The sequence below is a fragment of the Bradyrhizobium sp. Ce-3 genome, from assembly GCF_022835695.1.
In the GTDB taxonomy this organism is placed as follows: domain Bacteria; phylum Pseudomonadota; class Alphaproteobacteria; order Rhizobiales; family Xanthobacteraceae; genus Bradyrhizobium.
The window spans coordinates 227,991-252,061 of the sequence record NZ_BQUV01000002.1; the positions used below are offsets into that span (position 1 = coordinate 227,991).

Here is a 24,071-nt window from a genome sequence, read left to right on the forward strand (position 1 = left end):
GAGAGGCAGCGAGTTCATGGCGTATCGACGCCGCAGTTCCATCCAGATGCAGGCTGCAACCGAAACGGTCGCGGTGGCGCCGGCGTCGTCCACGGCGGAGAGGCCGGCCAAGCCGCGGACGCGCATGATGCGACAATATGACCTCGTCGAGCGCGTCCGCTCCTATAACCCCGATACCAACGAAGACCTGCTCAACCGCGCCTATGTCTACGCCATGAAGGCGCACGGCACCCAGACCCGCGCCTCCGGCGATCCGTACTTCTCGCATCCGCTCGAGGTCGCCGCGATCCTCACCAACCTCAAGCTCGACGATGCCACGATCGTGGCCGCGCTGCTGCACGACACGATCGAGGACACCGAGGCGACGCGGGCCGAGATCGACAATGTGTTCGGCCACGAGATCGGCGCGCTGGTCGAGGGCCTGACCAAGCTGAAGCGGCTGGAGCTGGTGTCGCGCGAGGCCAAGCAGGCCGAGAATCTGCGCAAGCTGCTGCTTGCGATCGCCGACGACGTCCGCGTGCTGCTGATCAAGCTCGCCGACCGCCTGCACAACATGCGGACCATGGAGTTCATGCCGCCGGCCTCGCGCCGCCGCATCGCCGATGAGACGCTGGATATCTATGCGCCGCTGGCCGGCCGCATGGGTATGCAGGAGATGCGCGAGGAGCTCGAGGACTTGTCGTTCTTCGTGCTCGATCCCGAGGCCTACGCGGTGGTCCAGCAGCGGCTCGATTCACTGGCCGAGCGCAACCGCAATCTGATCGGCGAGATCGAGACCCAGCTCTCCAAGAACCTGCAGAAGAACGGCATCACCGCGCGGGTGTTCGGCCGCCGCAAGCAGCCGTTTTCGATCTGGACCAAGATGGAGCGCAAGTCGGTCGGCTTCGAGCAGCTGTCGGACATCTACGGCTTCCGCGTCATCCTCGACGATGTCGGCGCCTGCTACCGCGCGCTCGGCATCGTGCACACCACCTGGCCGGTGGTGCCCGGCCGCTTCAAGGACTACATCTCGACCCCGAAGCAGAACGACTACCGGTCGATCCACACCACCGTGATCGGCCCGGGCAAGCAGCGCGTCGAGCTGCAGATCCGCACCGAGGAGATGAACCAGATCGCCGAGTTCGGTATCGCCGCGCACGCCTTCTACAAGGAGGGGGCGGGCTCGCCGCACGAACGGTTGAAGCACGAGTCCAACGCCTTCGCCTGGCTGCGCCACACCATCGGCATCCTCTCGGAGAGCTCCAATCCGGAAGAGTTCCTCGAGCACACCAAGCTCGAGCTGTTCCACGACCAGGTGTTCTGCTTCACCCCGAAGGGCAAGCTGATCGCACTGCCGCGCAATGCCAACGTGATCGATTTCGCCTATGCCGTGCACACCGGTGTCGGCAACAGCGCGGTCGGCTGCAAGATCAACGGCAAGTTCGCGCCGCTGTCCTCCGAGCTGCAGAACGGCGACGAGGTCGAGGTCTTGACCTCGAAGGCGCAGTCGGCGCCGCCGTCGGCCTGGGAAGCGCTTGCCCGCACCGGCAAGGCGCGTGCCGCGATCCGCCGCGCCACCCGCGATGCGGTGCGCGACCAGTACGCCGGGCTCGGCCGCCGCATCGTCGACCGCCTGTTTGCCCGCGCCAAGATCGAATATGCCGACGACAAGCTGAAGGGTGCATTGCCGCGGCTCGCGCGCACCTCGATCGAGGAGGTGATGGCCTCGGTCGGACGCGGCGAGATCAAGGCCTCCGACGTCGCGCGTGCGATGTATCCCGACTACAAGGAAGAGCGGCTGGTGCGCTACGGCGCCAAGAAGGGGCTCGCCGCCAAGCTGAAGACGCAGAACCCGCCGCATCCGGCGCGCGCTACCTCGGTGATCCCGGTGCGCGGCATCAATTCCGAATTGCCGGTGAAGTTCGCGCCGAACGGCGGCGCGGTGCCGGGCGACCGCATCGTCGGCATCGTCACGCCGGGCGAGGGGATCACGATCTATCCGATCCAGTCGCCGGCGCTGAAGGACTTCGAGGAGGAGCCGGAGCGCTGGCTCGACGTCCGCTGGGACATCGACGAGACCATGCCGCAGCGCTTTCCGGCGCGCATCCTGGTCCACAATGTCAACGAGCCCGGCAGCCTCGCCCAGATCGCGACCGTGATCGCCGAGCACGACGGCAATATCGACAACATCCACATGTCGCGCCAGTCACCGGATTTCACGGAGCTGACCATCGATCTTGAGGTCTATGACCTCAAGCATCTGCTCGCTATCATCGCCCAGTTGCGCGCCAAGGCCGTGGTCGCGAAGGTCGAGCGTGTCAACGGCTGAAGATGGCGCGCGTGCGATGCCGTTCTCCGGACGGCTATGCTCGCGCAGGACAGGTTAGGTTTGCAGGTTAGAGACATGTCAAAGGCTCCTCCGCTCCGTCTCGGTATCAATGTCGATCACGTCGCGACCCTGCGCAATGCGCGGGGCGGGGCGCGACCCGATCCGGTGCGGCTGGCGCTTGCCGCGATCGCGGCGGGCGCCGACGGCATCACCGCGCATTTACGCGAGGATCGCCGTCACATCCGCGACGAGGACATGGCGCGGCTGAAGGCCGAGATCTCCAAGCCGCTGAATTTCGAGATGGCAGCGACCGACGACATGCTGCGGATATCGCTCGCCACCAAGCCGCACGCGGTTTGCCTGGTGCCGGAGCGGCGCCAGGAGCTCACCACCGAAGGCGGCCTCGATGTGGTCGGTCAGCACAATGCGCTGGCGCCGTTCATCGCGCGGCTCAATGATGCCGGCATCCGGGTCTCGCTGTTCATCGCCGCCGATCCCAGACAGATCGAGATGGCCGCGAAGCTGAAGGCGCCCGTGATCGAGATCCACACCGGCGGCTGGTGCGACGCCGTGGTCGACGGCCACACGGACAAGGCCGAGGCCGAGTGGACGCGCATCGTGGCCGGCGCAAGGCTCGCGCAGGCGGCCGGGCTCGAGGTCCATGCCGGCCACGGGCTCGACTATGAGACCGCGGAGACGATCTCCGCGCTGCCCGAAATCCGCGAGCTGAACATCGGCTATTTCATGATGGGCGAGGCGCTGTTCGTCGGCATCGCGGAGACGGTGCGCGAGATGCGTGCGGCGATGGACCGCGGCCGCGCCAAGGCGGAAGGCTGAGGTCGGGCATGATCATCGGCATCGGCTCCGACCTGATCGACATCACCAGGATTGCGAAGGTGATCGAGCGCCATGGCGAGCGGTTCCTCGATCGCATCTTCACCGACGCCGAGCGCGCCAAGGCGATGCGCCGTGCCAACAACGAGAAGATGGTGGTCGCGACCTACGCCAAGCGGTTCGCGGCGAAGGAGGCCTGCTCCAAGGCGCTCGGCACCGGTATCCGGCGCGGGGTGTGGTGGAAGGACATGGGGGTCGTGAACCTGCCGGGCGGACGGCCGTCGATGCGGCTGTCCGGCGGGGCGCTGGCCCGGCTCCAGGAGCTGACGCCCGAGGGGATGCAGGCGCAGATCGACCTCTCGATCACGGACGATTGGCCGCTGGCGCAGGCCTTCGTCATAATTTCGGCGGTTGCTCCCGCCAGATGAACGGTCGGCGCCGGAATCTGCCAGAAAACTCCAGCAAACTAAAAAATCATTGACATTTCAATGAATTGCGAAGTTTTGAGGCGGCGATTGATTGCGCCCCTGCGAACAACCGTCTAAAACGCCGCAGGGTATATCGAACGAGACGCCGATTCCGGGTTTAGGCCGGAATTTGCCCTCAAGATCAGAATCAAGGCCATTTTCCTCACGCGAAGGCCGAACGCTTCGCGCGAAGAGAACGTTCTGCCACCGCGTGGGCATCAAGGTCCATGGGAATTGGGAAAGCAATGAGCGTGACCACCGGGACCAAATCTGAAAGCGGCTTGGGCGAGACCATCCGCGTCGTCATCCATGCCCTTCTGATCGCGCTCGTCATCCGCACTTTCCTGTTCCAGCCCTTCAACATCCCCTCCGGGTCGATGAAGGCGACGCTCCTGGTCGGCGACTACCTGTTCGTCTCGAAATACTCCTACGGCTACAGCCACTATTCGATTCCGTTCTCGCCGAACATTTTCTCCGGACGCATCTTCGGCTCGGAGCCGAACCGCGGCGATATCGTGGTGTTTCGCCTGCCGCGCGACGACTCCACCGACTATATCAAGCGCGTCATCGGGCTGCCGGGCGACCGCATCGAGGTCAGGAACGGATTGCTCTACATCAACGACGAGCCGATCAAGCGGGAGCGGCTGAGCGACTTCGTCGGCGAGGACCCTTGCGGCTCGGGAGATGCCGCCACCCACGTCAAGCGCTGGAAGGAGACGCTGCCGAACGGCGTCAGCTATGAGTCGCTGGACTGCACCGACAACAGCTACATGGACAACACCATCGTCTACACCGTTCCGCCCGGGCATTTCTTCATGATGGGCGACAACCGCGACAATTCCACCGACAGCCGCTTCCTGTCGCAGGTCGGCTACGTTCCGTTCGAGAACATCATCGGGCGCGCCCAGATGATCTTCTTCTCGATCGCCGAGGGCGAGCAGGCCTGGATGATCTGGCGCTGGCCGTTCGCGGTGCGGTGGAATCGCCTATTCTCCATCGTGCGATGAACGACGACACCGCAGCCATCAACGATCAAGCGCCCGCCGGCGAGCCGAGCCAGACGCCAGCCGCCGACAGCACAGCCGCGCCGAAGAAACGGCGCAGCAAGGCGGTCAAGGCCGCCGAGGCGAAGGCCGCGATCGCCGGCACCGAGGCGCGGATCGGGTATACGTTCTCTGACGCTGCACTGTTGACCACCGCGTTCACCCACGTCTCCGCGCTGAAGCCCGCGACCCGCAACCGCGCCGACAGCTACCAGCGGCTCGAATTCCTCGGCGACCACGTGCTCGGGTTGATCGTGTCCGACATGCTGTTCCGGGCGTTTCCGAAGGCCGACGAGGGCGAATTGTCGAAGCGGCTCGCCGACCTCGTGCGCAAGGAGAGCTGCGCCGACGTCGCCAAGTCGCTCGGCCTGCTCGAGGACATCAAGCTCGGCATGGTGAAGGCGGTCGAGGGCGCGCGGCTGCGCAAGTCGGTGCTCGGCGACATCTGCGAGGCGGTGATCGGGGCGATCTTCCTCGACGGCGGCTATGAGGCGGCGCGCCAGTTCGTCGAGCGCAACTGGACCGAACGGATGCATAAGCTGCGCCGGCCGCTGCGCGATCCCAAGACCGTGCTGCAGGAATGGGCGCAGGGCAAGGGATTGCCGACGCCGGTCTATCGCGAGGTCGAACGCACCGGCCCGCACCACGATCCGCAATTCCGCGTTGCGGTTGACCTGCCGGGCCTGGCCTCCGCCGAAGGCCTCGGCGGCAACAAGCGCGCGGCAGAGAAGGCAGCAGCATCCGCGATGATCGAGCGTGAAGGCGTCGGCACCAATGACTGACGAGGCCAAAGGGCAGGGGGATGCGACACGCTGTGGCTTCGTCGCGCTGATCGGTGCGCCCAATGTCGGCAAGTCGACGCTGGTCAACGCGCTGGTGGGCTCCAAGGTCACCATCGTATCGCGCAAGGTGCAGACCACGCGCGCGCTGATCCGCGGCATCGTGATCGAGGGCAACGCGCAGATCATCCTGGTCGACACGCCCGGCATCTTCGCGCCGCGGCGCCGGCTCGACCGCGCCATGGTGTCGACCGCCTGGAGCGGCGCCCACGACGCCGATCTCGTCTGCGTGCTGCTCGACGCCAAGTCGGGCATCGACGAGGAGGCCAACGCGATCCTGGCCAAGCTCGAGACCGTCGCGCATCCGAAGATCCTGGTGCTGAACAAGGTCGACCTCGTGCAGCGCGAGAAGCTCCTGGCGCTGGCGCAGGCCGCCAACGAGCGGATGCGCTTCGAGCATACGTTCATGATTTCGGCGCTGTCGGGCGACGGCGTTGCCGATCTGCGCGAGACGTTGGCGACAATGGTGCCGGCGGGACCGTTCCACTATCCCGAGGACCAGATGTCGGATGCGCCGATGCGGCATCTGGCCGCCGAGATCACCCGCGAGAAGATCTACAGCCATCTGCATCAGGAATTGCCGTACCAGTCGACGGTCGAGACCGACAGCTGGACCGATCGCAAGGACAAGTCGATCCGCATCGAGCAGACGATCTTTGTCGAGCGCGAGAGCCAGCGCAAGATCGTGCTCGGCAAGGGCGGCGCGACCATCAAGTCGATCGGTGCGCAGGCGCGTGCCGAGATCGCCGAGATCATGGGCGTGCCGGTGCATCTGTTCCTGTTCGTCAAGGTGCGCGAGAACTGGGGCGACGATCCCGACCGCTACAAGGAAATGGGACTGGACTTCCCCAAGGAATAGAGCTGGCGTCGCAATGAACGTGCCCAGGAATGTGCTGTGGTTTGAGGTGCTGCTCTATCTGTCGCTGACGCTCGACGCGCTGTCGGTGGCGTTCCAGGACCGCACGCCGACCTTCGAGCGAACCGAGCAGATGATCACGGGCGAGACCCTGACGGCCGGCTGCATGATCCTGCTGCTGGTGTACTTCGTCAGGCTCGCCGCGCAGCACCGCAAGAACTGGCCGCGCTGGGCGCTCGCCGCGATGCTGGTGCTGTCGGTGATCTCGCTGGTGCAGGTGATCGGCGTAAAGGGCCTGGAGATCGACAGCGCCATCGAGGTGGTGTCCTGCATCCTGACCGCGGCCGGGCTGTACTATTCCTTCACCGGCGATGCGCAGGGCTGGTTCAACGCGTAAGGGGCGGTGTCACCTACGAACGGTAGGGGCGCGCTGCCAAAATATCGAAAACAACCCCATGCACAGTAGCTGGTGGCGGCGGGCGGCGCGGCCAAGCACCTTGACACGTCGGGCAACTCAGGGGTACATTTCCAATATTCCGAAATTGTACAAGTGCCCACCGCCCGTCGGCATGACGGCGTATGATGACTGCGCGGTGCGCTGGAATCCTGTAGTCTCCGTTTCATGGAATGGACCGATGAAGGCATCGTGCTGGGCGTGCGCCGGCATGGCGAATCCTCCGCCATCGTCGAGCTGTTGACGCGCGAGCACGGCCGGCATCTCGGCCTGGTGCGCGGCGGCGCCAGTTCGCGGATGCGGCCGCTGCTGCAGCCCGGCAACAGCGTCACCGCGGTGTGGCGCGCGCGGCTCGACGAGCATCTCGGCATGTACGCGCTGGAAGGCACCCGGCTGCGTGCGGCCACGCTGCTCGCCTCGGCGCACGCCGTCTACGGCGTGACGCATCTGGCGGCGCTGGCCCGGCTGCTGCCGGAGCGCGATCCGCATGAGGACATCTACGAGATGCTCATCGGCACGCTCGACGATTTCGAGGACAGCGGCGTTGCCGCCGTGCATCTGATCCGGTTCGAGTTGGCGATGCTGACCGAGCTCGGCTTCGGGCTCGACCTCGACAACTGCGCGGCCAGCGGGGAGACCACCGATCTGATCTACGTGTCGCCGAAGTCCGGCGGCGCGGTGTCCCGCACCGCCGGCGAGCCGTGGCGCGATCGGCTGTTGCCGTTGCCGGCGTTCCTGCGCGAAGGCGAGGGCGGCGCCAACAACTGGTCGGAACAGGACCTGCTCGACGGTTTCCAGATCACTGGCCTGTTCCTGCTTCGCCACGTGCTGGAGCCGCGCGGTCAGGGCCATTCCGACGCCCGCGACGGATTTATCAACGCCGTGGCCAGGCGGCGAAGCCGGCTGGCAGGGACGTGAGTTGATGCCGGCGCCCCTGTCATGCATCGGGCACAGGAACGAATTCGCGTTGTGGCGCGTTTCGGCCCCAGTGGTTCCATCGATGGGCGACCGATGTTTCTGCGGGGAATTATTATTTCAGCGGCGTTGCTGACGCTGCCGCCGGACGCAACGGCCGGCGAACAGGGAGGCGTGCTGCGTCGCGTCTCCTGCACGGTGGTTCGCTACTATGTCGCGAGGTACTCGGCCGCGGCGGCCGAAAGCTGGGCAAGAGCCCATGGTGCCACCGACGCCGAGATCGATACTGCCCGCCATTGCCTTAAGGAGGCTCCGGCCAGGACGGTGCGGGCGGCCAACCAGGCCGCGCCATAACTGAGCGAATCAGGTGAATCGGCGGGCGTTTGAGGTGATTCGTGGCTTGCCCGATTCACCGCCAAGGTTTAACGCCTCCCCATGGGAAAACGACAGGTACCGCCGGAAAAGCCGGCCGAGATTCACGAGGTGCCGCTGCGCGACGCGCTCGAGGAGCGCTATCTCGCCTATGCGCTCTCGACCATCATGCATCGTGCGCTGCCGGATGCCCGCGACGGGCTGAAGCCGGTGCATCGCCGCATCCTCTACGGCATGGATTTGCTCGGGCTCGACCCGCGCGCCGCATTCAAGAAGTCGGCCAAGATCGTCGGCGACGTGATGGGCTCGTTCCATCCGCATGGCGACCAGGCGATCTATGACGCCATGGTGCGCCTGGCGCAGGATTTCTCCTCGCGCTATCCGCTGGTCGACGGCCAGGGCAATTTCGGCAATATCGACGGCGATAATCCGGCCGCCTACCGCTACACCGAAGCGCGCATGACCGAGGTCGCGCGGCTTTTGCTCGATGGTATCGACGAGGACGGGGTTGAATTCCGCCTCAATTACGACGGCCAGACCAAAGAGCCAGTGGTGCTGCCGGGCGGTTTCCCGAATCTGCTCGCCAACGGCGCGCAGGGCATCGCGGTCGGCATGGCGACCTCGATCCCGCCGCACAACGCCGCCGAGCTCTGCGACGCCGCGCTGCATTTGATCGAGAAGCCCGACGCCAAGTCGAAGGCGCTTCTCAAGTGGGTCAAGGGTCCGGACTTCCCGACCGGCGGCATCGTCGTCGATTCCAAGGAATCGATCATCGAGGCCTACACCACCGGCCGCGGCTCGTTCCGCACCCGCTCGCGCTGGACCCAGGAAGAGGGCGCGCGCGGCACCTGGGTGATCGTCGTCACCGAGATTCCGTGGCTGGTGCAGAAGTCGCGGATCGTCGAGAAGATCGCCGAACTCATCAACGAGAAGAAGCTGCCGCTGGTCGCCGACGTCCGCGACGAGTCGGCCGAGGACGTCCGGCTCGTGATCGAGCCGAAATCGCGCACCGTCGATCCCGCGCTGATGATGGAATCGCTGTTCCGGCTGACGGAGCTGGAAAGCAAGATCTCGCTGAATCTGAACGTGCTGATCAAGGGCCGTATCCCGAAGGTGGTCGGCCTTGCCGAGTGCCTGCGCGAATGGCTCGACCATCTGCGCGACGTGCTGGTCCGCCGTTCGAATTTCCGCAAGACGCAGATCGAGCACCGGCTGGAGGTGCTGGGCGGCCACCTCGTCGCCTTTCTGAACCTCGACAAGGTGATCAAGATCATCCGCACCGAGGACGAGCCGAAGCCGGTCTTGATCAAGACCTTCAAGCTCACGGAGATCCAGGCCGAAGCCATCCTCAACATGCGCCTGCGCAATTTGCGCCGCCTGGAGGAGATGGAGATCCGCACCGAGGACAAGGATCTTCGCAAGGAGCTGAAGGGCATCGAGGGTCTGCTCGGCTCCGAGACCGAGCAATGGGCCAAGGTCGGCGACCAGGTCCGCAAGGTGCGCGACATCTTCGGGCCCAAGACGCCGCTCGGCAAGCGCCGCACCACCTTCGCCGATGCGCCGGAGCATGATCTTGCGGCGATCGAGGAGGCGCTGGTCGAGCGCGAGCCGTGCACCGTCGTGATCTCCGAGAAGGGCTGGGTGCGGACGCTGAAGGGCCATGTCGAGGATCTCTCCGGGCTCGCCTTCAAGACCGACGACAAGCTCGAGCACTCGTTCTTTGCCGAGACCACCTCGAAACTGCTGCTGTTCGCGACCAACGGCAAGTTCTACTCGCTCGACGTCGCAAAGCTGCCGGGTGGCCGCGGCCATGGTGAGCCGATCCGCATGTTCATCGACCTCGAGCAGGACGCCGCGATCATCTCGCTGTTCGTCAACAAGGGCGAGCGCAAGTTCCTGATCGCGAGCAGCGAGGGCCAGGGTTTCGTCGTCAAGGAAGAGGACTGCGTCGGCAATACCCGCAAGGGCAAGCAGGTGCTCAATGTCGAGATGCCGAACGAGGCCCGCGCGATCACGACGGTGAATGGCGACACCGTCGCCGTGATCGGCACCAACCACAAGATGGTGCTGTTCGGCCTCGACCAGGTGCCGGAGATGGCGCGCGGCCGCGGCGTGCGGCTGCAGAAATACACCAGCTCGGAACTGTCCGACGTTGCGGTGTTCGATGCCAAGGCCGGCCTGACCTGGAGGGATTCCGCCGGCCGCGAGCACAGCATGACCATGAAGGAACTGGCCGACTGGCGCGGCAACCGCGCCGACGCCGGCCGGCTCGCCCATGGCTTGCCGAAGTCGAACAAGTTCAATCGCGGCGTGGAGTAGCGGAATTGTAGCCCGGATGCAGCGAAGCGAAATCCGGGACCGCCGTCGCGTTTGGCAAAAATCCCGGATTGCGCTGCGCTCCATCCGGGCTACGGGGCCTTCCCGCGCGGTGTGATAGTATCCACATTTCCGCGCGCTATAACCGTCGCCGACGATCTCGGGCGACGGTTGCCATGGCGCATAATCACGATCACGACCATGACCACAGCGGTCATTCTCACGGACATTCTCACGCCGGGCACTCTCACGCCGGGCACAGCCACGCGCCCGCCAGCTTCGGCACGGCGTTTGCGGTCGGCGCATCGCTGAACACCGCCTTCGTCATCGCGGAGCTGATCTTCGGCTACTCCGCCAACTCGCTGGCGCTGGTCTCCGATGCCGTTCACAATCTCTCCGACGTCATTGCGCTGCTGCTGGCCTGGGGCGGAGCCTGGCTCGCGGGCAGGCGCCCGACCGATACCCACACCTATGGCTACCGCCGCGCCTCGATCCTGGCGGCGCTGTTCAACGCCGGGCTGCTGCTGATCGCGGTCGGCGGCATCGCGGTCGAGGCGATCAACCGTTTTCGCGAGCCGGCCGAGGTTGCAAGCTGGACCGTGGTCTGGGTCGCGGCGCTCGGCATCCTGATCAACGGCGGCACCGCGCTGCTGTTCATGCGCGGCCGCGACAGCGATCTCAATGTGCGCGGCGCCTATCTGCACATGGCGGCGGATGCCGGCGTCTCGCTGGGTGTCGTGATCGCGGCACTCTTGATCATGGCGACCGGCTGGCAGTGGCTCGATCCGGCGATCAGCCTCGCCATCGCCGTGGTGGTGCTGCTGAGCGGTTGGGAGCTTGCCCGCGACAGCGTCAATCTCGCGCTCGACGCGGTGCCGAAAGGCATCGACCTCAAGCAGGTAAGGGACTATCTCGCCGCGCTCGAGGGCGTCACCGAGGTGCACGATCTGCACATCTGGGCGATGAGCACCAGCGAGACCGCGCTGACCGCGCATCTGGTGCGGCCCGGCGGACACGACGATGTGTTCCTGCATCGCGTCTGCGCCGAGCTGTCGGAGCGCTTCAGCATCCACCATGCGACGCTGCAGGTCGAGATCAGCAGCGAGACCTGCCGGCTGGCGCCGGCCGAAATGGTCTAGCCGGCAGCGGCCACATACTCGCGTTCAATTGATCGATCGACCGGCGTCGACGTCTTCCACCGCCGGCGACGAGACGGCACATTGCGGCCGCGCGCGCCGAAACAAACCGCCGCGACCAACGGAGGGCAACGTGAAGAAGGCAATCGGTCTTGCGATGTTGTTCTGGGCGGTGGGCGCCGTGCCGCACGCCGGCGCCCAGCCGGCGAAATCGGGCGTCGAGCGGCTCTATATCCTCAACTGTGGCGAGGGCATTGCCGGCGACATTTCGCGCTGGTCGCCGGGCGTGAACGAAGGCAAGTCGATGGACTTCGTCGACAATTGCTACCTGATCAAGCATGCGCAGGGCTGGTTCCTGTGGGACACCGGCATTCCCGACGCGGTGGCGGCGATGCCGAATGGCCTGGCGCCTGCCGATCCCAAGGCCGTGAGCTGGCGGCGGCCGAAGACGCTGGCCGCGCAGCTCGATCAGCTCGGGGTCAAGCCGTCGGACGTCAAGGCGATCGCCGTCTCCCATACCCATCCCGATCACATCGGCAATGTCGAGATGTTTCCATCCGCGATGCTCTATGTGCAGAAGGCGGAGTATGACTGGCCCGGCGCCAACAACGCGCCGCGCTTCAAGCCCGAGCATCCCGTCACCAAGCTCGAGGGCGACCGCGACGTGTTCGGCGACGGCAGCGTCACCATCCTGTCGACACCGGGCCACACGCCCGGCCACCAGTCGCTGCTGGTGAAGCTGCCGAACACCGGCGCGGTGGTGCTGACCGGCGATGCCGTTCACTTCAAGGACAATTGGGACAATCGCCGCGCACCGAGCATGAACGCCAGCAAGGAGCAGACGTTGGCCTCGATGCAGAAGATCGCCGATACGCTGACCAAGGAGAAGGCGCAGCTCTGGATCAACCACGACAAGGCACAGCGTGACGGGCTGAAAATGTCGCCGGACTTTTACGACTGAGCCGGTTTCGCGGCACTCGCTTTCGACCAGCTTCGAAAGGTCTGTGCGGTCTCCTCGTTCATCGGAAAGAAGCTTTCGATGCGCAGCTCCTGCAGCGTGACGTCCTGCGGCGTCCCGAGCGTCGCGATGGTGGTGAACAGCTGCAGATGGAGGTCGCCCTTGCTGAACAGCATCGGCAGCACCGGCCCGGATGTCGACCCCGCCGGCGGCGCGGCCAACGCGGCCACGACACCGTCGTAAGCCAGCAGCCGCTTGAGCAGATCAGCCGTCGCGGTGGTGCCGTCGGCGGCGGCATCGGCCTCGACGCTGCGGATGAAGTAGCCGGCCACTTCGGTCCAGTTGGTGAGATAGGGCCGCAGCACGCCGGGCGCGACCAGCGCATCGGCGAGATTGACCGGTGCGCCAGGCGCCAGCGGCCCAACCAGGAATTCCACCAGGTGTACCGCGCCTGAATTGGCGAGCAGCAGATTCCAGTGCCGGTCGACCACGACCGCCGGAAGCGGCGCCTGCTGCGCCAGGATGAAATCGAGCGCGTAGCGGATCTGGGCGAGCTCGGGCGCGGCGAGGTCGGTCTGCCGCCACACCGGGGCGAAGCCGGCCGCGACCAGCAGCGCGTTCTGCTGGCGCAACGGCACGTCGAGTGCCGCGGCGAGCCGGATCACCATGTCGCGGCTCGGTGCCGCGCGGCCGAGCTCGAGGAAGCTCAGATGGCGCTGCGAGATGTCGGCGCGTCCGGCGAGCTCGAGCTGCGAGTGACCCTTGCGCTGCCGCCACCAACGCAGGCTGGCTGCAAAATCGCGCTGCTGCGACATGAATACCTACCAAGAATACTTGCCAGGAATACCTGTGAAGTAGTTGCGGGAATGACCTCGTCCGGCAAGATGCCACAAGCGAGCACGAAACGCATGAGGGCCGGGATGGGCGAGTGGATCGGCGTTGCGATTGCACTGGTCTCCAGCTGCCTCGGCGGCACCGCCGCCGCGATCACACGTTACCTGGCGGGCAATGCCGACCCGATCACGCTTGCGATCCTGCGCTGGGCGATCGGCTTTCTCTGCGTGCTTCCCGCCGCGCTCCTGCTCGGCGCGAAGTGGCCGCGGCGCGAGGACCTGACGGCGGTCGCAACCCTCGGCGTCGCCTTCTTCGGCGTGTTCTTCGTGCTCTACAACATCGCGATGTCCTACACGACCGCGGCGCGCGCCAGCCTTGCGCTGGCGACACTGCCGCTTTCGACCATGGTGGTCGGCGCCTTGCTCGGCATCGAACCGCTGACGATGCGCAAATCGGTCGGGGTCTCGATTGCGGTGATTGGCGTCGCGGCGGCACTGGCATCCGGGCTGTCGGCGGCGCCGCCGGGGGCATGGCGCGGCGAGCTGATCATGGCGGCCGCGGTGCTTTGCATGGCATTCTACAACGTGCTGTCGCGGCCGTTCATCCGCCGCTCCAGCGCGCTCGGCTTCCTCGCGGTGGGTATGGGCGCGGGTGCCGCCGCGCTGCTGGCGGTGGGGGGCTTCACCGGCAGCCTGGCGACGCTGCGCGAGTTCGGTCCATCGCAATGGATCGCCGGGCTCTACCTTGGAATAGCCGGCGGGGCGCTGGCCTTCATCCTGTGGGTGCTGGCGCTGGAGCGGGCCTCGCCGACCCGTGTCGCCAACACCATGACGGTCAATCCGATCGCCGCCGGATTGCTGGCGAAACAGCTGGTCGGGGAGCCGATCACGGCCAATCTGGTGGTCGGCCTGATCGCGGTCTTCGCCGGGATCTGGATCGCGACGTCGGAGACCAGACCGGCCTGATCAGTTGCGCGGGGGGGCCGGCGCGGTCACCGGCGCGGCGGGCCCATGCTTCGGCTTCATCGTGCCGGCGTAGAACGACAGCGTGTACACCAGGACAATGCCGACCAGATACACGCCATAGGACTGCGGCGGGGTGATCGCCCATTGCACGAGGCGTCTGATCGGGTTGGGCTGGCCGGGGTCGTTGTCCATGCGCCCTTGTGCGCGAAGGGCCGGACAAAGGGAAGCGGAATCGCCGGGCGCAAGCGGCGCTGTTCCGCGCAAAATGGTGAGGTGGGCGGCCTTGCAATGCCGCATCGGCGTCCGCATCTGACACGCGACGACCAGCCCTTCCTCCCGCACCAATTGCCCGGCATAATCCGCTGATGGAACTGACGCCCCGTTTACGCCTCATGAATTGGCTGGTCCGCCAGGGTCTCACGGGCCTGCCGGAAAACGACCTGCTGCGCGGCTTCTGCGAGCGCTGCCGGGCCGCCGGCATGCCGCTGTCACGGGCGATCGTGTTCATCGATACCCTGCATCCGATCTTCGAGGGCCGCGGCTTCCGCTGGAACGACGGCGAGAGCAACGAGGCCGACATCTTCGAATACGGCTCGACCAGCAGCGGCGAGGCCAATCAGAACTGGCGGCAGTCGGCGTTCCACCACATGCTCGAAAACGGCCATGAGGAGATGGTGATCGATCTCGCCGAGACGCATGATTTCTCGATGATCGGCGAGCTCGCCGAGAAGGGCCACAAGCATTTCGCCGCCTTCGTGCATCGCTTCGGCGAGGCCGGCACGATCGGCGAGATGGACTGCTTCTACTCCTACTACACCACGCGCCATTCGGACGGGTTCAGCGACCACCACATGGCGGCGCTGCGCGATCTGGTGCCGGTGCTCGGGCTTGCGATCAAGTCGGCCGCCCAGGTCGAGATCGCCCGCACCCTCGGTCGGGTCTATCTCGGCCGCGAGACGGCGGAGCAGGTGCTGCGCGGCCGCATGCAGCGCGGCATCACCGAGAAGATCAAGGCCGTGCTGTGGTATTCCGACGTGCGCGGCTCGACCGCGATCAGCGAGCGGATCGGGCCGGACGAGATCATTCCGTTCCTCAACGACTACGCGCAGGCCTCGATCGACGCGATCCATGACGCCGGCGGCGAGGTGCTGAAGCTGATCGGCGACGGCGTGCTGGCGATGTTCACCAGCGAGAGCATGGCGAGCGCCAAGCGCGCGGCGCTGCGGGCCGAGCACAGATTCCGCCACAACATGCGCGTGCTGAACGATCGCCGCGAGAACGAGAACCGGCCGACCACCACGGCCTATGTCGGCCTGCATGTCGGCGAGGTCTTCTACGGCAATATCGGCAGCGAGGATCGGCTGGATTTCACCGTGGTCGGGCCCGCCGTCAACGAGGTCAGCCGGATCGCCTCGATGTGCGCCTCGGTCGACCGGGAATTGCTGACCTCGACCGATTTCCGCACCGGGCTCGACGCCGCCGGCCGCAACTATCTGGTCTCCACCGGCCGCTTCGTGTTGCGCGGCATCGGCCACGCCCAGGATCTCTATACGCTGGATCCGGCCGTTACCGCCGACGAAGTCGTCGGCGGCAAGTATGAGCGCTACCTGGCGAGCTAAGGGCTGGGCAGGGCACAACCCTTCTGCCGTTGCTCCGTTGCCAATCCAAGGTTGCGCGGTGTAAGCTCAACCCACCATGATGATCCGTATCCTCAATATCGCATCGGTCTTCTTCCTGAGCCTGTGACGGCACCGCTGCCCAAGCGGTTGGAAGACGAATGTGCTGACGGCCGCACGGCCTGAGGCATTTCATTGGACCGAATGAGCCCGACTGTCGCTGCTTCGCGCAGACGAATGTCGTTGGCTGAACGATATGAGGATTTTCATGCCGCCCCGTGACGACGAACCCGCGCGCGCCCTTGGCGACGCGCAGATACAGCAATTCATCCAAAATGGATTTGTCCGGATCGACCGGGCCTTTCCCCGCGCGCTTGCCGATCAGGGCCGTGCCATCCTGTGGCGCGATCTGCCGTGCGATCCGGCCGATCCGCAGACCTGGACCCGGCCGGTGGTCCGGCTCGGTCATTACGGCGATGAGCCGTTCAGGCAAGCGGCCAACACGCCCGTGCTCCGTGCCGCGTTTGACCAACTGGTCGGCAAGGGGCGCTGGCGCCCGCGACGCAATCTCGGAACCTTTCCGGTGCGGTTTCCAAGCCCGGACGATCCGGGGGATGCCGGCTGGCATATCGACGTGAGCTTTCCCGGCGAGAGCAGCGATCCCGACGAACGGCGTGAATTTTCGTCCTGGCGGGCGAATGTCACCTCGCGCGGCCGCGCGCTGCTGATGTTGTTTCTGTTCTCCGACGTCGGCGAGTGCGACGCGCCGACACGCATCAAGGTCGGATCGCATCGTGACATCGCGCGGTTGCTCGAACCGGCCGGCGAGGCGGGCCTGTCTCACGCCATGCTCGACCCATTGGGCGCGGCGCTGGACCGGCCGGAGGCGCTGGCAACCGGTGAAGCCGGCACGGTCTATTTGTGCCATCCCTTCCTGGTCCACGCCGCGCAGATGCATCGTGGCAAGGTGCCGCGCTTTCTGGCTCAACCGCCGCTCGCGCCGGCCGAACCGTTCAGGCTGGTCCGGGACGACGGCAGCTACTCACCGGTCGAAATCGCCATTCGGCTCGCGTTGCAGGAAGGGCGGAGGTGATCGCGATGCGCCTAGTCATTCTGACCGGAGCTTCCGGCTCCGGAAAAACCGCCATCGCCGAGTCGATCAGGATCGGGCGGCCCGAGCTGGCCAAAGTGCTGCACTTCGACAGCATCGGCGTGCCTTCGCCTGAAGAGAGAGGAGCGTGGGGGCCGGATGGCGCGTGGCAGCGCGCGATGACGCTGGCCTGGATGGAGAGGATCGCGGCCACCTGTCGCGATTGTCAGCGGGTGTTGTTTGAAGGACAAATGCGGCTGGCGTATCTGCACGAGGGCTTGCGAGCCGCCGGCATCGCGGACGCCCACGTGATCCTGGTGGATTGCGACGACGCAATCAGGGCGCGCCGCCTGATTACGGAGCGCCGCCAGCCGGAGCTTGCCAACCCGGAGATGATGAACTGGGCCAAATACCTGCGCAGGGAGGCGAACGAGGCAGGACACGAGGTGCTGGACACGTCCGAACTCCCGCTTGAGCGCTGCGTCGAACTGGTTTGCACACGTTTGACGTCGGCGTGAGCACGGTTGTTGCGAGGAGCCTGTTTCGCGTGGCTCCTCGCAATGACGATCGTTCAGCAGCGCGCGGGTTCGCCGACCATGTCGGGCTGCCGCCTGAGCGACACCGCGGGAGACATCAGGATCACCAGCGCCTGGGCGGCGAAGATCGCGGCCGCGAGGTAGAGGCAGGCTTCGGCGCCGTAGAGGCCGCCGACGACGGCGCCGAGCGCGGAGCCGAGCGGGCGGGCGCCGTAGCTCATGATGTTGATCGCCGAGACGCGGCCGAGCAGCGAGGGCGGCGTCACCGACTGCCGCAGCGTGGTGGTCGAGATCACCCACAGGATCGGGCCGACGCCGAGCAGGAAGAAGCCGAGGCCCGCGAGCAGCGGCGTCGCGATCCAGGTGGTCGACGCCATCACCAGCGAGGCGACGAGGCCGGTGACCGGGCCGAGCCCGATCACGGTGCCGAATGCCAGCCGCTTCATCACACGGGTCGCGAACAGCGCACCGACCACCATGCCGACGCCGTACATCGCAAGCGTGGTGCCGACACCGGTGGCGCTGAGCCCGAGATGGCGCACCGCATAGGGCACGAACACGGCGAGCAGCAGGAACGACGCGGTGTTGAAGATGAACTGGGTGATGAACACCGGCCGCAGCAAGGCGTGATGCATCACGAAGGCGGCGCCTTCCTTGATGTCCTGCATCGGATGACGCCGCGGGCCGGGCTGACGTGCCGGCTCGTAGAGGCCGGCGAGCAGCACGACCGCGATCGCCGACAGCGCCGCGGCAAACCCGAACGCGGGCGCAGCGCCGACCCAGCCGACCAGCACGCCGCCAAGCGCGGGGCCGCTGGCGAAGGCGACGGTGCGCGCCAGCTCGATGCGGGCATTGGCGGCCGGCAATTGCTGTGCCGTCACCAGCGACGGGACCAGCGCAGGCGCTGCGACGCTGTAGGCGACCGTGCCGCAGACCGCGATGAAACCGAGCAAGGCGAGCAGCGGCAGTGTCATCGCACCGAGCCACAGCAACAGCAGGATCGCGGCCAAAGCCGCGGCGCGCAGTGCCTCGGAGCCCGCCATCACCCAACGCCGCGACACCCGGTCGGCGAGCAGGCCGGCAGGAATCGCAAACAGGATGAAGGGCAGCGTCAGCGCGGTCTGCAACAGGCCGGTCTGGCCTTCGCCGACGCCGAGCACCAGCACCGCGACGATGGGCGCGGCCGCAAGCGCAATCTGCTCGGCGGATTGCGCGGCGAGATTGGACCAGGCCAGGCGATTGAAGGTGCTCGGCAGGCGAGGCGTATCGGCGGACATGGCAGAATCCTTGGAAAATTCGACTGCCCTTAGTGTGTGTTTGGAAGACGTCCGATCCCACCCGTTTCCCGACAACCCAAAAACAAAGCCCGCCATGCGAGGCGGGCCTTGTCACTGATATCAGTGCGGTCGCCTTATTGAGGCGAGGGGCCTGCCGCGAGCTGGCCGGTGATGGTGCCGACCAGTGTGGCAGGCCGGTTGCCGTCGCCGGCGGCGTGCGCCGGAGCAGCCTCGGCCTTGCGCTGCGCGAGCGCGCTGGTCAGGCTGGTCAGCGCGTCCGATCCGGCCGGGAAGCCTGCCTCGGTGAGGATCTTGTCGATCATCGGCTTGAACGCCGAGACCGACAGCAGCTGCGCGGCGAGGCCGTCGCCGAGCCCAAGACCGCCATTGCCCCCGCCATTGCCGTTGGCATGGCCGTTGCCGCCGCCGCGGCCGAGCATGCTGCCGGTGTCGAAGATCCGGATGTCGGAGATCTTCTCGATCGGCTTGACCGCCTCGGCGAGCGCGCTCGGGATCACGTTGATCCGCGCCAGGTTGAGGTCGTAGTCGATCATCTCGGCGCTCAACTTGTTGCGCGCCTCCGCCTTCATCGTCGCGACCTCGGCCTCGGCCTGACCGAGCGCCTTGACGCCGGCGGCGCGGGTGGTGGCGGCAGCCGCATCGGCCTTGGCGAGCACGTTGGTGGCTTCCGCCTTGTTGGCGGCGGCCTGGCGCTCGGCCTCGGCCATCACGGTGACCGGCATCGCGTCGGTCTCGGCGACCTTGCGCGCCGCGATCACGTTGATGATCCTGTCGCGTTCGGCGACCTCGGTGGCGCGGGCGGTGGTGACCTTTTCCTCGGCGGCGATCGCGACCGCACGCGCGGTCTCGGCGATGGTTTGCGCTTCCGACTGGTCCTTGTTCTTGTTGGCGACGACGATCGCAGCGTCCTGGGCCACGATCTGCAGATCGCGTTCCATCTCGGTGGTGCGGCGCTTCACCGCCAGATCGGCCTCGATCTTGCGGGTGTCGCGGGCCTGGTTGGCCTCGGTCTGCTTGTTGGCGACCGCGAGCTCCTGCTGGATGCGGTATTCGGCCTCGTTCTGCAACGCGGTCTGCTCGACCTGCGCGGTCTGTGCGCGCATCGCGGCGGTCTTGTTGGCGATGTCGCGCTGCTGGGCGAGCTCGGCCTCGCGCTTGGTGCTTTCGATCGTCAGCGTGGTCTGCCGCGCCACCAGATCCTGCTGGGCGATGTTGACCTCGGTGGTGCGGACGATCTGGTTGCGCTCCTGCTCGCGCTCCTTGGTGATCTTGGTCAGCGTGGTGAGGCCGTGCGCGTCGAAGAAGTTGCTCGGGTTGAAATGCTTGATGTCGCTCTGGTCGAGCCGGGTCAACGACACCGATTCGAGCTCGAGGCCGTTGTTCTGGATGTCGGCACCGACCGCGTCCTGCACCGCCTTGACGAAGGTCGCGCGCTGCTCCTGCAGTTCTTCCAGGTTCATGGTCGCGGCGACCGAGCGCAGGCCGTCGACGAATTTGGCTTCCACCAGCTCGCGCAGCTCGGCCGCATCGTTGGTGCGGTTGCCGAGCGTCTGCGCGGCGAGTGCGATCGACGACGAGTCGGGTTTGACGCGCAGATAGAACTCGGCGCCGATGTCGACGCGCATGCGGTCCTTGGTGATCAGCGAGTCCGGGCCGCCGCGCGCGACCTCGAGCCGCAGCGTCTTCAGGTTCACCGCGGCGGTGGAGTGGAAGATCGGCAGCACCAGCGAGCCGCCGTCGAGCACCACCTTCTGGCCGCCGAGGCCGGTGCGGACATAGGCCTCATCGCGCGTCGAGCGCTTGTACAGCTTTGCGAACAGCAGGCCGATGACGAGAATGGCAAGGACGCCAATGACGACGGGTATAGCAAGTTCCCACATGTGTTATGCCCTGTTGGAAGATTGTCGTTGTTCGACGAGGTCGGAAGGAGCGGCGATCGCGATGAAGCCTTTGGCGTCGCGATCGACCAGCAGCACGCTGGTGCCGACCGGCAATGCCTCGGACTCGGCGCTGGCACGCGCCGGCACGGTGTGCCAGTTGCCGAAGACATCCTTGAGACGGACCCTGCCGGGCAGGCCCTGATCGAGCGGGCCGACCGACACGGTTGCGACCTTGCCGACAAAGTCGCTGTCGTTGACCGCATAGCTCTCGTCGCGCGGGATGATGCGGGCGAGGCCGCGGCTGGTATTTCTGATTACGGGGATACTGCCGGCCGCGGCAACCACCGCGGCAAGCGAGACCGGGATGGCGGTGCCTGCGGCATGCGCCAGTCCCTGAAGCAGGAAACCTCCGATCGAGAATATGCCAAGTATCAGGATGATCAGGATCAGGAGGGGAAGCCGTCCGGCGTTGATCCAGAGAAACAGGCCACTGAGAGCGTTGTGGCTCTCGGCCTCGACCGCGAAATCCTTGCCGATGAGTTCGCTGATCGAAAGTCCGACCATGGTGGTCAGCAGCTCGATACCGCCAAGTGCTACCATGATCGCAGCCGCGACCGCGAACGGCCGCACGTCGGGGGCGAGCAGGATGTCGCCAACTGCACTCATTTTTCTGACTTGATCCTTTCAAGCCGCGCCGCGATTTCCTTTTCACGGTGCAGGCGATCGAGTTCGTCAAGCTCCTTGTCGCCGAGCACGCTCGCAGCGGGAACACCGGTGACCCGGGCGATCGCCGCCATCGCGCGCTCAGCACTCAATGTATTGGTCGTCGATGGGGCCCGGCTGGTTTCGTCGTTGGCCTCGCGGATCAGACTTTGTTCGAGATCGGCCAATCGCTGCTCGGCCTCGCGGCGCGCGCCGAGCATGGCTTGCAGTGCCTTGGTCTGCTCGTCGATCTCGAGTTCGATGAAATCCATCGCGCGCTCCAGCGCGATCACCTGCGACTCCAGGTCGATTTGCCGTGCGACGCCGGCCCGGGCGAGATCCTCGCGATTTTCCGCAAGTGCGAGACGGATCTTCTCGCTGAGACTGGCCGTCTCGGTATCCAGTTCTTCGCGCCGCCGCTTCAGGCGGAATTCCTCGGCGCGCGACTTGCCGAGCGCATAGCGCGCCTCGTCGGCGCCGGCGTCGATCTCGCGGATCGCCTGCTTGACCAACGCCACCTTGTTGTTGCTCTCGACATTGTCGATGGTCTGGCTCGCGATGGCGGCAAGAAGCCGGCCCATGCGCGCAAGGATGCCTTCGTGAAGCATGGTCTTCTCCTCCGGTTGTGCTGATTTCGATTTGACGGCGATGTGGATTTCGTAGCCGCGTCCATCCGAGATCAAATGGGCCGGGAAGGGGCTTTCCCAGCCCGAGACATATCCCGGCACGTCGAACGGCACCAAGACGCGTCCGCCGACAGTGCTAATGGTCAGTGAAGTTGGGCCCTTGATCGCGAACAACTTGTCGTCGAGCGGTATCCGGCGGGCGGCGGCGCCTGCGATGTAGTTGGCGCGGTCGCGCAGGCCAAGCGTCACCAGCCGTGCGGGCAGGCCGGTCTCCTTGCGGATCCGCTCGTAGGCCTGGGCATGCAGCGAGACGAGGTTGGCACCGACCGGAGCGACCTCGGCGAGGATCGCCATCATCCGGTCATAGGCCGCAAAGGTCGCCTCGATCGCCTCGATGCCCGATGGGTCGGGGGCGAGGGCGTAGCGCAGCGTTGCGGTTGGCGTCTCGACGGGCAGCTTTATCATGCATCTAACGTAAAGCACTTCCTCAGTGCTTTACAAGGCGCGCGGTCGGTATCATTTTCGTGAGGCTAGATGCAGTTGCAAATGAGTTGCAATAACGGAACAGATCGGCCATCCTGCAGCAATGGACGCTCGGACTCCTGAAATGTCTTCCGTTTCTGTTCCCGACGCCTTGCCAGGCGGCTGGCGGGGCGATGCCGGGCATCCGCGCAGCCTGCCCGAGGTGAATGCGACCGTTGCGGTGCCGAGCACCGGCGTCTGGTGGCGGCGGCTGCTGGCCTTCGCCGGGCCAGGCTACCTGGTCTCGGTCGGCTATATGGACCCCGGTAATTGGGCGACCGATCTCGCGGGCGGATCGAAGTTTGGCTACACGCTGCTGTCGGTCATCCTGCTCTCGAACCTGATGGCGATCCTGCTGCAGGCGCTCGCCGCGCGGCTCGGCATCGCCACCGACCGTGATCTGGCGCAGGCCTGCCGCGCGACCTATTCGCGGCCGGTCAACCTGCTGCTGTGGCTCGCCTGCGAGGCCGCGATCATCGCCTGCGACCTCGCCGAGGTGATCGGCACCGCGATCGCGCTGAAGCTGTTGTTCGGCATTCCCTTGATCGGCGGCGCGCTGCTTGCGGCGCTCGATGCGTTCCTGCTGCTGCTCCTGATGAACCGCGGCTTCCGCTTCCTCGAAGCCTTCGTGATTGCGCTCTTGATCGTCATCGCGGTCTGCTTCGTGGTCCAGATCGCCGCCGCCGCGCCGCCGATCGCCGGCGTGCTGGGCGGCTTCATGCCGTCGCGCGAGATCGTCACCAATCCGGAGATGCTCTACATCGCGATCGGCATCATCGGCGCCACCGTGATGCCGCATAACCTCTATCTGCACTCATCGATCGTACAGACCCGCGCCTATCCGCGCACTGAGGAGGGAAGGCGCGACGCCATCAAATGGGCGACCGCCGATTCCACCATCGCGCTGATGCTGGCGCTGTTCGTCAACGCCGCGATCCTGGTGCTGGCGGCCGCGACCTTCCACAAGAGCGGCCATTCCGACGTCGCCGAGATCGATCAGGCCTTCGAGCTATTGTCGCCGCTGCTCGGCCTCGGCATCGCCTCGACGCTGTTTGCCGTGGCGCTGCTGGCCTCCGGCCTCAACTCGACGGTGACGGCGACGCTGGCCGGCCAGATCGTGATGCAGGGCTTTCTCGACCTCAAGCTGCCCGACTGGCTGCAGCGGCTGGTGACCCGCGGCATCGCGATCATCCCGGTGATCGTGGTCGCCGCGCTCTATGGCGAGAGCGGCACCGCGCAATTGCTGGTGTTCAGCCAGGTCGTGCTGTCGATGCAGCTGCCGTTCGCGGTGATCCCGCTGGTCCGCTTCGTGTCCGACAAGCGCAAGATGGGCAAGCTTGCGATCTCGCTCCCGGTCGCGGTCGCGGCGTGGATCGTCGCCGGCCTGATCGTGATCCTGAACGTGAAGCTGCTGTACGACACGATCTTCGGCACCTAAGGCGCGGTGAGATTAGGTTGAATCGTCATCGCGCTCTAGATTCTTGTTGGAGCATGATCTTTCGGA

23 protein-coding genes are annotated in these 24,071 nt (G+C 65.8%); 17 read left to right on the forward strand and 6 right to left on the reverse strand.

All coding sequences use genetic code 11. The features are described 5' to 3' along the window. Window positions 1–16: 16 nt before the first annotated feature. The 12 genes from BRSPCE3_RS07420 to BRSPCE3_RS07475 all read left to right on the forward strand — a co-directional run bounded on the left by BRSPCE3_RS07420 (window position 17) and on the right by BRSPCE3_RS07475 (window position 12,501). Window positions 17–2,308, forward strand: coding sequence for a bifunctional (p)ppGpp synthetase/guanosine-3',5'-bis(diphosphate) 3'-pyrophosphohydrolase (locus BRSPCE3_RS07420; protein ID WP_244065160.1), 2,292 nt, complete (start codon window positions 17–19; stop codon window positions 2,306–2,308). A 75-nt stretch (window positions 2,309–2,383) separates the two neighbouring features. After that, window positions 2,384–3,145: a pyridoxine 5'-phosphate synthase gene (locus tag BRSPCE3_RS07425; RefSeq protein ID WP_244065161.1), complete on the forward strand. Its 762-nt coding sequence runs from the start codon at window positions 2,384–2,386 to the stop codon at window positions 3,143–3,145. A gap of 8 nt (window positions 3,146–3,153) precedes the next feature. Further along, window positions 3,154–3,570: a holo-ACP synthase gene (gene acpS, locus BRSPCE3_RS07430; protein ID WP_244065162.1), complete on the forward strand. Its 417-nt coding sequence runs from the start codon at window positions 3,154–3,156 to the stop codon at window positions 3,568–3,570. Window positions 3,571–3,854: 284 nt separating this feature from the next. After that, window positions 3,855–4,616, forward strand: coding sequence for a signal peptidase I (lepB, locus tag BRSPCE3_RS07435; RefSeq protein ID WP_244065163.1), 762 nt, complete (start codon window positions 3,855–3,857; stop codon window positions 4,614–4,616). Further along, the gene (rnc, locus tag BRSPCE3_RS07440) at window positions 4,613–5,434 is read left to right on the forward strand and encodes a ribonuclease III (protein ID WP_244065164.1); all 822 of its coding nucleotides are present in this window, start codon (window positions 4,613–4,615) and stop codon (window positions 5,432–5,434) included. Before lepB ends, rnc begins: the two co-directional genes overlap by 4 nt. Beyond that, window positions 5,427–6,350, forward strand: coding sequence for a GTPase Era (gene era / locus BRSPCE3_RS07445; RefSeq protein WP_244065165.1), 924 nt, complete (start codon window positions 5,427–5,429; stop codon window positions 6,348–6,350). The genes rnc and era overlap by 8 nt, the downstream gene beginning before the upstream one ends. A 13-nt stretch (window positions 6,351–6,363) precedes the next feature. Then, window positions 6,364–6,744 (forward strand): hypothetical protein, encoded by a 381-nt coding sequence (locus BRSPCE3_RS07450; RefSeq protein WP_244065166.1) that lies wholly within the window; start codon window positions 6,364–6,366, stop codon window positions 6,742–6,744. Window positions 6,745–6,969: 225 nt separating this feature from the next. Beyond that, window positions 6,970–7,719 carry a DNA repair protein RecO gene (recO, locus tag BRSPCE3_RS07455; protein ID WP_244065167.1) on the forward strand — a complete coding sequence of 250 codons (750 nt, stop codon included), beginning with the start codon at window positions 6,970–6,972 and terminating at the stop codon, window positions 7,717–7,719. Window positions 7,720–7,812: 93 nt separating this feature from the next. Then, window positions 7,813–8,070 (forward strand): hypothetical protein, encoded by a 258-nt coding sequence (locus BRSPCE3_RS07460; protein ID WP_244065168.1) that lies wholly within the window; start codon window positions 7,813–7,815, stop codon window positions 8,068–8,070. Window positions 8,071–8,151: 81 nt separating this feature from the next. Continuing rightward, window positions 8,152–10,407, forward strand: coding sequence for a DNA topoisomerase IV subunit A (parC, locus tag BRSPCE3_RS07465; protein ID WP_244065169.1), 2,256 nt, complete (start codon window positions 8,152–8,154; stop codon window positions 10,405–10,407). Window positions 10,408–10,580: 173 nt separating this feature from the next. After that, on the forward strand, window positions 10,581–11,543 hold the full coding sequence (locus BRSPCE3_RS07470) for a cation diffusion facilitator family transporter (RefSeq protein WP_244065170.1): 963 nt from the start codon (window positions 10,581–10,583) through the stop codon (window positions 11,541–11,543). A gap of 154 nt (window positions 11,544–11,697) precedes the next feature. Next, complete coding sequence (locus BRSPCE3_RS07475) at window positions 11,698–12,501, forward strand: N-acyl homoserine lactonase family protein (protein ID WP_244065816.1); 804 nt, start codon at window positions 11,698–11,700, stop codon at window positions 12,499–12,501. Here the strand turns inward: BRSPCE3_RS07475 and BRSPCE3_RS07480 are convergent. Beyond that, window positions 12,492–13,313 carry a helix-turn-helix domain-containing protein gene (locus BRSPCE3_RS07480; protein WP_244065171.1) on the reverse strand — a complete coding sequence of 274 codons (822 nt, stop codon included), beginning with the start codon at window positions 13,311–13,313 and terminating at the stop codon, window positions 12,492–12,494. The two genes, BRSPCE3_RS07475 and BRSPCE3_RS07480, sit on opposite strands and share 10 nt — an antisense overlap. Before the next feature lie 105 nt (window positions 13,314–13,418). Between BRSPCE3_RS07480 and BRSPCE3_RS07485 the strand changes: the two genes are divergently transcribed. Beyond that, a complete protein-coding gene (locus BRSPCE3_RS07485) occupies window positions 13,419–14,297 on the forward strand; it encodes a DMT family transporter (RefSeq protein ID WP_244065172.1) in 879 nt (292 codons plus the stop codon). On the opposite strand, the gene BRSPCE3_RS07490 is transcribed toward BRSPCE3_RS07485, so the two are convergent. Next, window positions 14,298–14,489, reverse strand: coding sequence for a hypothetical protein (locus tag BRSPCE3_RS07490; protein ID WP_244065173.1), 192 nt, complete (start codon window positions 14,487–14,489; stop codon window positions 14,298–14,300). A gap of 173 nt (window positions 14,490–14,662) precedes the next feature. Between BRSPCE3_RS07490 and BRSPCE3_RS07495 the strand changes: the two genes are divergently transcribed. The 3 genes from BRSPCE3_RS07495 to BRSPCE3_RS07505 all read left to right on the forward strand — a co-directional run bounded on the left by BRSPCE3_RS07495 (window position 14,663) and on the right by BRSPCE3_RS07505 (window position 17,521). Next, a complete protein-coding gene (locus BRSPCE3_RS07495) occupies window positions 14,663–15,916 on the forward strand; it encodes an adenylate/guanylate cyclase domain-containing protein (protein WP_244065174.1) in 1,254 nt (417 codons plus the stop codon). 265 nt (window positions 15,917–16,181) lie between these two features. Next, complete coding sequence (locus BRSPCE3_RS07500) at window positions 16,182–17,006, forward strand: phytanoyl-CoA dioxygenase (RefSeq protein ID WP_244065175.1); 825 nt, start codon at window positions 16,182–16,184, stop codon at window positions 17,004–17,006. A 5-nt stretch (window positions 17,007–17,011) separates the two neighbouring features. Beyond that, window positions 17,012–17,521, forward strand: a complete 510-nt coding sequence (locus BRSPCE3_RS07505; RefSeq protein ID WP_244065817.1) for an AAA family ATPase — start codon at window positions 17,012–17,014, stop codon at window positions 17,519–17,521. A gap of 53 nt (window positions 17,522–17,574) precedes the next feature. Here BRSPCE3_RS07505 and BRSPCE3_RS07510 read toward each other — a convergent pair whose 3' ends face one another. The 4 genes from BRSPCE3_RS07510 to BRSPCE3_RS07525 all read right to left on the reverse strand — a co-directional run bounded on the left by BRSPCE3_RS07510 (window position 17,575) and on the right by BRSPCE3_RS07525 (window position 22,510). Beyond that, the gene (locus tag BRSPCE3_RS07510) at window positions 17,575–18,816 is read right to left on the reverse strand and encodes an MFS transporter (RefSeq protein WP_244065176.1); all 1,242 of its coding nucleotides are present in this window, start codon (window positions 18,814–18,816) and stop codon (window positions 17,575–17,577) included. Window positions 18,817–18,950: 134 nt separating this feature from the next. Then, entirely contained in the window at window positions 18,951–20,717 is a 1,767-nt protein-coding gene (locus BRSPCE3_RS07515; RefSeq protein ID WP_244065177.1) for a flotillin family protein, read from the reverse strand. 3 nt (window positions 20,718–20,720) lie between these two features. Further along, on the reverse strand, window positions 20,721–21,383 hold the full coding sequence (locus tag BRSPCE3_RS07520) for an OB-fold-containig protein (RefSeq protein WP_244065178.1): 663 nt from the start codon (window positions 21,381–21,383) through the stop codon (window positions 20,721–20,723). Further along, window positions 21,380–22,510, reverse strand: coding sequence for a PspA/IM30 family protein (locus tag BRSPCE3_RS07525; protein WP_244065179.1), 1,131 nt, complete (start codon window positions 22,508–22,510; stop codon window positions 21,380–21,382). The genes BRSPCE3_RS07520 and BRSPCE3_RS07525 overlap by 4 nt, the downstream gene beginning before the upstream one ends. 121 nt (window positions 22,511–22,631) lie before the next feature. On the opposite strand from BRSPCE3_RS07525, the gene BRSPCE3_RS07530 reads away from it, so the two are divergent. Next, complete coding sequence (locus BRSPCE3_RS07530; RefSeq protein ID WP_244065180.1) at window positions 22,632–24,005, forward strand: Nramp family divalent metal transporter; 1,374 nt, start codon at window positions 22,632–22,634, stop codon at window positions 24,003–24,005. The last annotated feature ends 66 nt before the right edge of the window (window positions 24,006–24,071 follow it).